The sequence below is a fragment of the Bacteroidota bacterium genome (assembly GCA_026391695.1).
Classification (GTDB): Bacteria; Bacteroidota; Bacteroidia; order Bacteroidales; family JAGONC01; genus JAPLDP01.
The window spans coordinates 1-9,457 of the sequence record JAPLDP010000044.1; the positions used below are offsets into that span (position 1 = coordinate 1).

The window sequence follows — 9,457 nt, forward strand, 5'->3', positions numbered from 1 at the left end:
TGATGATCAAATATTTCGACGCGTTGCATAAATCAAAAATGAAAAACGAATAACATTGAAGTGCAAGAGCTTAATAAAAAATCTTTAAGATAAACAGGCTAATAATGAAAGCATAAATTTAGGTGCGAAACTTTAGTTATTAACTTTTGATTCCATATGTCTTCCTTTTTTTATTTTAATCCTGCCTGATAATACCAACGGCGTACCATTAAGGAAAAATCATGGTAACCAATAATAAATCAGTAAGTTATTTATAAATGAAATAAATTGAGGTTATTAAAATGATAAGGATTTTATCATTTTGATAAAATGTACGGGATGATCATTGATCTTTTAGCATCCGGTAAATAGTCGCCTGTCCGATGCCCAGTTTTTGAGCGACAAGCTTGATATTGTCGTTATTTTTATTCAGATAAATCTTTACAATGCTCCTGTCGTATTCCTTAAGGGTCATCTCTTCTGAAATAACATCTGACAGGAAATTGGGCTGGCCGAGTATAATATCGGCAAGATTGATTGTATCGCCATAAAATGGCGGGCAAGGATGAGCACATCGCTGTCGCGCTCACGCAGCGGCGGCAGATCGATGGTCAGTCCGAAGAGACGATAATACAGGTCCTGCCTGAACATACCCTTTTTCACTTCATCCTGAAGATTCCGGTTGGTGGCCACCATCACACGGCAATCGAATTTTACAGTCTCATTGCTGCCGATGCGGTTGATCTCCCGCTCCTGCAAGGCCCGGAGTAGTTTGGGCTGGAAATTGATGTCGGTTTCGGTAATCTCATCAAGGAAGAGCGTCCCGCCATCCGCTTCTTCAAATTTGCCTTTGCGGCGTGCGACAGCTCCTGTGAAAGCACCTTTTTCGAAGCCAAAAAACTCACTTTCGAACAACTCAGATGGAATGGCACTCATGTTGACCGGAACAAACGGTTTATCACGCCGGGCTGAGTGGTAATGAATCGCCTTGGCAACAACTTCCTTGCCTGTGCCTGTTTCGCCTGTGAGGGTTACGGTTATATTATTTGTGACAGCTTTATTCATCAATTCAAGGACTGTAAGGATAGATTTGCTGTTTCCAATAATGACCTTTTCAAAATCGTATTTGGTGATCACTTCTTTTTCCAGTGCCCTGATCCGTTTCTTCAGTCCGGCCTTTTCCTTTATCTTGCGGATAGTGTTATGTAACCGTTCCTGGATCTCTTCATTTTTTATGAGATAATCAGATGCTCCTTCCCTGAGAAGATCCACTGCCACCTGTATATCCTCCTGTTCAGAAATAATGATCACTTCAATGGATTCATCAAATTCCCTGATCTTCCGTAGCAGATCGGAGCCTTTAATATCAGGAAGCCGGTAATCGAGTGTGATCACATCGGGTAGTTCGTGGAGGTGTTTCAGCAACTCTTTACCTTTGAGGAAGCTCGTTACCTCGTATTCAGGATTCATATTCAGATGATGAACCAGAAGCCTGTTATACCATTCGTTGTCTTCTACCACATATATTCTAAATTGTTCTTCCTGCATAGCCAATGATTTAATCGTTAAAGTTCACAGTGTGTTTCCAGGTCTTTCGCGATGAGATCAAACTCCTTCCTGGCCTGCCGGATCGTTTCGGCTGCCAGATGATATTTCCCGGTCGTTCGCAGTGATTGTTCTGCATCTTTCAACAGGGTGTAGAGCCGTTCTGCCTTCAGGTGATGGCAGGGAGGGCTTAGACTATGGATGATATCAGCTGCTTTTTCCCATTCATTCACGGCAATACATGTGCTGACTTCATTCAATCCCTGAGTTGTATTTTCTATAAAAAGACGGATCATCTCGCCAAAAAACACCTTGTCCCCGGCGCTGGCCTCCATGAGCGGCTTCAGGTCATAAGCAGGCCTGGACTTTATATTATTTTCAGGTGCAGGTGCGGTAGCTGTCGTAAAGACTTTCTTCTCTATTTTTTTCTGCTTGGCATCTTTGGCAAGAACCGCAAGGATGGTTTGCACCAGGTGCTCTTCATCGAATGGTTTTAAGATAAAATCGTCGATGCCGTTTTTCCGGAATTCTTCCATGCTGGCTGGTGTGACGGCAGCGCTGACCGCTATAATGGGAATCTTCGTTCCACCGTCAGCACTAATCTTACGGATCTCTCGGGCTGCCTCCGCCCCGCTCATCCCTGGCAGACGAAGGTCCATCAGAATGACTTCCACTGGGTGCCCACTGATTCCATGCAGGGCTTCCTCTCCGCTTTTGGCTTCTGTGACAACACAGCCATATTTCCCCAGAACAGCCTTCATGAGCCGGCGGTTGTATTCTTCATCATCCACAACCAGAATCCGGATGTTTTCCAGCGACCGGTCAACTGCCGTCTCACATAAATTTTCGTTTTTCAGTTTACCTTTTGAAATATGGTAGGGGATCTCTGCCCTGAAAGAAGAGCCTTCTCCCACACGACTTTCGACCCACAACCTTCCACCCTGGAGTTCGACCAGTTTCCGTGTGATAGCCAGGCCCAGGCCGGTGCCTCCCCTGTGCTGACCGGCAATCCCTGCTCCCTGTTCAAACTCCTCGAAGATCTTATTCAGGTCAGATTCGTTGATGCCGATCCCGGTATCTTTCACTTCAAAGATGAAAAGTGTATCTTCATTGGTGCTTTGACCTGGATAGGCCCTGAGGGAGACCTGCCCTTTATCAGTAAATTTGATGGCATTGCCGGCCAGATTGAATAATATCTGCCGGAGTCTCACCGCGTCGCCGCAAACGACTGCCGGAAGAGCAGGATCTGTCCAGGCAAGCAAGTCTATTTTTTTTTCCATCGCTATCGGCGCCAGCATATTCTGCATATCGTTCATAACCTCACCAGGGCTGAATTCGGTTTCCTGCAGTTCGAGTTTACCTGCCTTAAGTCTCGAAAGATCTAGCAGATCGTTAATCATCTGCAGCAGGTGGTCGGACGATTTTTTCACCATATCGAGTTGATCGCGCTGATCCGCATCCAGCCGGCTTTTCAGGAGCTGCCCGATAAAGCCTGAGATGATGTTCATAGGGGATCTTACCTCGTGGCTCATTGTCGCCAGGAACTGTTCCTTTGCCCTGGCCAGCTCCTCTGCCTCATTCCTGGCCAACTTCAGCGCTCTCCGGTAATCGTTGTTCCATCTTACATAGCGATATATCACCAATGTTGCCATCAGAAGGAGCAAAGAAGCAGAGACGACGAAAGCAATAATGATATGCTTGACCTCACCGGCTTTTCTTTCAGCATTTTTGGTGCTGATGGCAAGGTAAGCGGCCTCCACCTGCTCCATCGTTGCGATGACCATCCTTATCTTGTCCATGACCAGCTTATCCTGCTGCAGCAGATCCCACTCCTCCTGCCGCAATGTCTGCGAACGCGTCATCTCTTCCTTCCGGGCTTTCTTCACCAGGGAGCTGATCTCATCAAGTAAGAGTTCACGTTCAGGTACAGGTGTTGCAGTGGCCGTGTCTGTTTCCTTTTTCCTTTTCCGATCTTTCCTTGAAAAGAGGCGGGTAAAGAAGTTGCCTTCCTTTTTTTTGACCAATTGGTCACTTGTATCAACGGCGGCAGTTCCGGCAGGTGGTTCCTTTTCCTTGAGGCTTTGCATCACCCCTTTCATGGCCTGTTCTACATTGGATTCATCCTGCATGAGAAGCAGCATATCGAGTATTTCGAATTTCTCTTCCACCAGGCCATCAAGGGTATCGATCAAAGAAGCCATGGTATCACCGGGAACACACAGTTGTTTCAGCTCGTCGAATTTGCTTCCTGTTACTTCCGTGATACTGTAGAAACGTGACATATCCTCTGCATTTTTCATCAGGGTATATGATTTAACGCTATTTTCCGCTTCTGTCAGGTCATTGAAGATATCTTTCACAAGGATCAGTTTCTGGTCGGGCCGTATGCCGGAACTCACTGTAAGGATTATCTGATCGAGGCGCAGGTAGGATAAAAATGCTGGTGATGATCACCAGGATAAAAACCAGCAGAAGGGTGATTGAAACGATGATCTCAAATGAAAAGCGTTCTTTCGGCTCTTTTTTCAGTTTATTTTCTTTGGTTGGCTTCATAATATCACTGATAATGATATCAAAAGACCAAGATACAATAAAATAACGTAATTCTATTCTCTTAAGCTTTCCTGGCCAAAGTTTTTTTAAATAATTACTTCCCCATGAAAGCCGAATAATTTTGCTTTCTGCTAAATGATCTGCTACCACATGATAAAAGGGATGACATCTCGCCAGAGATGTCATCTCTCCGTCTGGTGAGCGGCCCCCGCCTCCACCTCCAGGTAACTCAAATTGACCTGATCATGAAAATTCGGTTGTTATCCCTTTCCACCAAATACACAAAATGTCGTACGTCTTTTGTGATATTTTTACACTTTTTCCTACGTCTTTTGAAATTTTATCCATTAAACCGTTCCTCCATGATATGGAATTTCACTCCCACACCCCCTCCGGCCCACCAGGACGCTGCCTCCGATAGCTTTTTTTAAAGAGAGAAATTTAGTGAAGCAAAATGCCAGGAGTCCGAGGGGCGGCGAGCCCTTCAGGTAAGAGAATCAATGACCCGGAATATAAGATGAGTAATACTCTTAATCATCTGAGTATAGATCGTGCAGAAATCAAAGGTAGCGGTGTACCTAAAAAGGTATATAAATTCTATTATGGAGATGCCGGATTTAATTGTAAAAGCATTGACCAATATTCAATATATATTTTTGTAACTTGCCGGTACAAATGTGTTTTAGTTTTTTCTCCTACCGAGCAAGAACGTTGAAATTTTAATAATATAAATTTAACTGATGAGTGAAGATCAAAAACGGCAACTTGAACAACAGCTCTGGAATATAGCTAATACCCTCCGAGGTAAGATGAATGCGGACGAATTCCGTGATTATATTTTGGGATTTATTTTTTATAAATATCTCTCTGAAAAGATGGAGATTTATGCCAATACGATTTTACAACAAGACAATATTAAATATCGTGATATAAAAGAAAACACCACGAAAGGCAAAGAATATATTACAGCCATCAAAGAAGAAGCATTGGGGAAGTTGGGCTACTTCTTAAAACCTTCCGAATTGTTCGGTGAAGTTGCAAAACGTGGTAATGGAAACGGAAATAAGGAGAAAGAAAGTCATTTTATACTCGAAGATCTGCAAAAAATCCTGACCAATATCCAGCTCAGCACCATGGGCACTGAAAGTGAAGAGGATTTCGACAACCTCTTTGAAGACATGGATTTGAACAGCACTAAACTTGGCAAAACTCCCGAAGCAAGGAATGAAATCATTGCAAAAGTGCTTTCACACCTTGACAAAATTGATTTTAAATTAGAAGATACGGAATTAGATGTTTTAGGTGATGCATATGAATATTTAATTGCTCAGTTTGCCAGTGGTGCAGGTAAAAAAGCTGGCGAATTTTACACACCACAAGAAGTTAGTACCGTTTTAGCAAAAATTGTTACTACTGGAAAAACAAAACTAAAATCGGCTTATGACCCAACATCAGGTTCAGGTTCATTACTATTGCGTATTGCTCGCCAAGTAAAAGAGGTTAGTAACTTTTACGGACAGGAAATGAACCGTACTACTTACAACCTTTGCCGAATGAATATGATTTTGCATGGTGTGCATTACCGCAAATTTGATATTAAGCAAGAGGACACATTGGAGCATCCGCAACATTTAGGGATGACGTTTGAAGCCATTGTTGCCAATCCGCCATTTTCTGCACATTGGAGTGCTAACCCATTATTTACAAGCGATGATCGCTTTAGCCAATATGGGAAATTAGCACCGGCAAGCAAAGCCGACTATGCATTTGTGCAACACATGATTTACCATTTGGCTGAAAACGGTACCATGGCGATCGTATTGCCTCATGGTGCTTTGTTTCGCGGTGGTGCAGAACGACATATCCGCAAATATCTGATCGAGGACAAAAACTTTTTGGATGCTGTAATTGGTTTGCCTGCAAACTTGTTTTATGGAACAAGCATTCCCGCTTGTATTATGGTATATAAAAAATGCAGAGAAAATCCCGAAGATGTACTATTTATTGATGCAAGCCAACATTTTGATAAGGTAAAAACGCAAAACATTCTACGTGACGAACATATTGATAAGATCATCACCACATACCGGAGCCGGAAAGAGGAGGATAAATACAGCAAACGAGCAACACTTAAAGAAATAGCAGACAACGACTACAATCTGAATATACCTCGTTATGTAGATACTTTTGAGGCGGATGAGAGCATTGATATAAATGCAATTGCCCGGGAATTGCAGGCATTGGAAAAAGAGATGAGCGAAACTGACAAAACCATTGAAGGTTTTTGTAAAGAACTCAATATCACCACGCCTTTTTAAAAAATGGAAAAACAAAAGAACATACCACAATTACGCTTTCCTGAGTTTGAAGGAGAATGGAAAAGGAAAAAGTTAGGAGAAATTGCAGAAAAGAAAATTTATAAAAATCAAGATAATTCAATCAACAATGTATTTACAAACTCTGCAAGTCTAGGAATCGTTAATCAAAGAGATTATTTTGATAAAGATATTGCTAATCAAAATAACTTATTGAATTACTATGTTGTCGAAAAAGATGATTTCATTTACAATCCAAGAATTTCAAATTATGCTCCAGTTGGCCCAATAAGTAGAAACCACATTGGATTAGGCGTAATGTCACCACTGTATTTAGTTTTTAAACTTCTAAAAGGAAACATAGACTTTTTTGAAAAATATTTTTCTACTTCATTTTGGCATGAATATATGGAAAGCATTGCAAATTATGGAGCAAGAGCTGACCGTATGAATATTACAACCGGTGATTTTTTTGCAATGCCTATTCCATTTCCCATCTTTCCCGAACAAACCCGCATAGCTTCATTCTTTACAACAATAGACAAGAAAATTGCCGGACTCAAACAAAAGAAAATTCTTCTGGAGCAATACAAAAAAGGTGTAATGCAAAAACTCTTTTCGCAGGAATTGCGGTTTAAAGATGATACCGGCAAAGAGTTTCCGAAGTGGGAGAAAAAAAAGTTGGGTGAGATTGCAAATAAGATTATGTATGGAATGAATGCAGCAGCAATTCCATTTGATGGGGAAAATAAATACCTTAGAATTACCGATATAGATGAAAAGTCAAGAAAGTTTTTACCTAATCCGTTATCTTCACCTGATTGTGTAATAGAAGAAAAATATAAGTTAAATGAAGGAGATATGATTTTTGCACGAACAGGTGCAAGTGTAGGTAAAACTTATCTTTATGATATTAGAGATGGCAATATATATTTTGCAGGCTTTTTAATAAGGTTTTCAATCACAGATGCTAATCCGTACTTTATTTTTTTTCAAACTTTTTTGAATTCATACAATAAATGGGTACAAATGATGTCGATGCGTTCAGGTCAACCAGGTATTAATGCAGAAGAATATAAAACTTTTCCTGTTGTCATTCCTTGTCTTGCCGAACAAATTAAAATCGCCAATTTCCTATCTGCCATAGACGAAAAAATAGACTACACCAAAAAACAGATAGATAAAACCGAACACTGGAAAAAAGGTTTATTACAAAAAATGTTTTGTTAAAATGCCTAAGCAACCTGAACAGATATTAGAAGAACAATTAGTAGCCCAATTGCAAAAATTAGGTTATGGCCTGATACTTATCAGTGACGAAAAGGAACTTATTGCCAACCTTAAACAGCAGTTAGAAAGACACAACAATATTCATTTTAGCAACAAGGAGTTTGAAAAGGTTCTCAATATCCTAAGCAAAGGTTCGGTATTTGAAAAATCAAAAACACTCAGAGAAAAGCAGCACATTCTAAAGGATAACGGCGATAACCTGTATTTTGAATTTATCAATATCGAGAATTGGTGCCAAAACCAATTTCAGGTTACACATCAGATTACAATGGAAGGCAAGTATAAAAACCGTTACGATGTTACGCTGCTCATTAACGGCTTACCATTGGTACAAATAGAACTCAAACGCAGAGGACTGGAACTTAAAGAAGCGTTTAATCAAATCAACCGGTACCAGCGTCATTCCTTCGGTGCAAATTCTGCCTTGTATCAATACATTCAGATTTTTGTAATCAGCAACGGTGTAAATACAAAGTATTTTGCCAACAACAGGTATCAATCGTTTAAACAGACCTTTTATTGGACGAATAAAGAAAATAAACGACTTACCAATATCCTGGACGGTTTTACTTCTGAGTTTTTAGAGCCTTGCCATATCTCTAAAATGATATGCAAATACATTGTGCTGAACGAAACTAACAAAATACTGATGGTGTTGCGTCCGTATCAATATTATGCTGTTGAAGCACTTGTTGACAAGGTAATGCACAGCCGCAGTAATGGTTATATATGGCACACCACTGGTTCGGGTAAAACACTTACATCCTTCAAAGCAAGTCAGATTCTTACCCATCTGCCTAAGATTAAAAAAGTCGTGTTTGTGGTAGATAGAAAAGATTTGGATTACCAGACTAACAAAGAATTTGATAGTTTTAAAAAAGGTTGCGTGGATGGCACAGACAATACCAAACAATTGGTTGAACAATTTTCAGACGACACCAAACTCATTGTTACAACCATACAGAAACTGAATACCGCCATCAGCAAAGGAAGGTATTTAGGCAAGATGGAAAAACTGAAAGATCAGCGCCTCGTATTTATTTTTGATGAGTGCCACCGCACCCAATTTGGAGAAACGCATAAACGTATCAGGTCATTTTTCAATAACATACAACTGTTTGGTTTTACCGGCACACCTATTTTCAATGAGAATGCCGTAAAAAATGAATTAGGAAAACGAACAACCAAGGAATTGTTTGGTGAGTGTCTGCATAAATATGTCATCACTGATGCCATAAAAGACGAAAATGTATTGAAGTTTTCGGTTGAATATGTCGGCAGATACAAGAAGAAAGAAAGTGCCACAGAAATTGATATTGAAGTAGAAGACATTGACATCAAAGAATTGATGGAATCACCGGTACGGTTGGAAAAAATTGCCGATTACATATTAGCCAATCACAACCGCAAAACACATAGCAAAGAATTTACCGCAATGTTTTGCGTGAGCAGCATAGACACGTTGATCAAGTACTATGATATTTTTCAAAAGAAAAAAGAAGATGGACAGCACAATTTAAAAATTGCCACCATTTTCAGTTATGTTGCCAACGAAGATGATGCTGATGCTAATGGATTTATTCCCGATGAATTATCGATTTCAGAAGAACCGAAAGTCTTATATGGATTAAACAATATAATACTCCCCAAAATTCAGACCACTGGTTAAGTTGAAAAAACAATTAAATTTACCAGTGATATGAAAAAAAGAAGAAGAAAATTTACAGCAGCCTTTAAGGCGCAGGTGGCCATTGAAGCGCTCAGGGAGCGTGAGA

At 40.4% G+C, this 9,457-nt stretch carries 4 protein-coding genes and 2 pseudogenes; 3 read left to right on the forward strand and 3 right to left on the reverse strand.

What is annotated here, in order from left to right:
- Nucleotides 1-322: 322 nt before the first annotated feature.
- From NT175_06865 to NT175_06875, 3 genes and pseudogenes are all read right to left on the reverse strand, one after another.
- Nucleotides 323-1,527, reverse strand: a pseudogene (locus NT175_06865) (sigma-54 dependent transcriptional regulator).
- 17 nt (nt 1,528-1,544) lie between these two features.
- Nucleotides 1,545-3,884 carry a response regulator gene (locus NT175_06870; GenBank protein MCX6234435.1) on the reverse strand — a complete coding sequence of 780 codons (2,340 nt, stop codon included), beginning with the start codon at nt 3,882-3,884 and terminating at the stop codon, nt 1,545-1,547.
- Nucleotides 3,865-4,227 carry a hypothetical protein gene (locus tag NT175_06875; protein ID MCX6234436.1) on the reverse strand — a complete coding sequence of 121 codons (363 nt, stop codon included), beginning with the start codon at nt 4,225-4,227 and terminating at the stop codon, nt 3,865-3,867. The genes NT175_06870 and NT175_06875 overlap by 20 nt, the downstream gene beginning before the upstream one ends.
- Nucleotides 4,228-4,817: 590 nt before the next feature.
- Here NT175_06875 and NT175_06880 point away from each other — a divergent pair.
- The 3 genes and pseudogenes from NT175_06880 to NT175_06890 all read left to right on the forward strand — a co-directional run bounded on the left by NT175_06880 (nt 4,818) and on the right by NT175_06890 (nt 9,288).
- Nucleotides 4,818-6,395 carry a type I restriction-modification system subunit M gene (locus NT175_06880; GenBank protein MCX6234437.1) on the forward strand — a complete coding sequence of 526 codons (1,578 nt, stop codon included), beginning with the start codon at nt 4,818-4,820 and terminating at the stop codon, nt 6,393-6,395.
- A gap of 3 nt (nt 6,396-6,398) precedes the next feature.
- Entirely contained in the window at nt 6,399-7,622 is a 1,224-nt protein-coding gene (locus NT175_06885; GenBank protein ID MCX6234438.1) for a restriction endonuclease subunit S, read from the forward strand.
- Nucleotide 7,623: 1 nt separating this feature from the next.
- A pseudogene (locus NT175_06890) lies at nt 7,624-9,288 on the forward strand (HsdR family type I site-specific deoxyribonuclease).
- Nucleotides 9,289-9,457: the final 169 nt, after the last annotated feature.

What these genes read in the sequence shown, in the direction of transcription:
- NT175_06885 (MCX6234438.1), top strand. Translation starts at nt 6,399, where the DNA reads ATGGAAAAACAAAAGAACATACCACAATTACGCTTTCCTGAGTTTGAA.
- NT175_06880 (MCX6234437.1), top strand. Translation starts at nt 4,818, where the DNA reads ATGAGTGAAGATCAAAAACGGCAACTTGAACAACAGCTCTGGAATATA.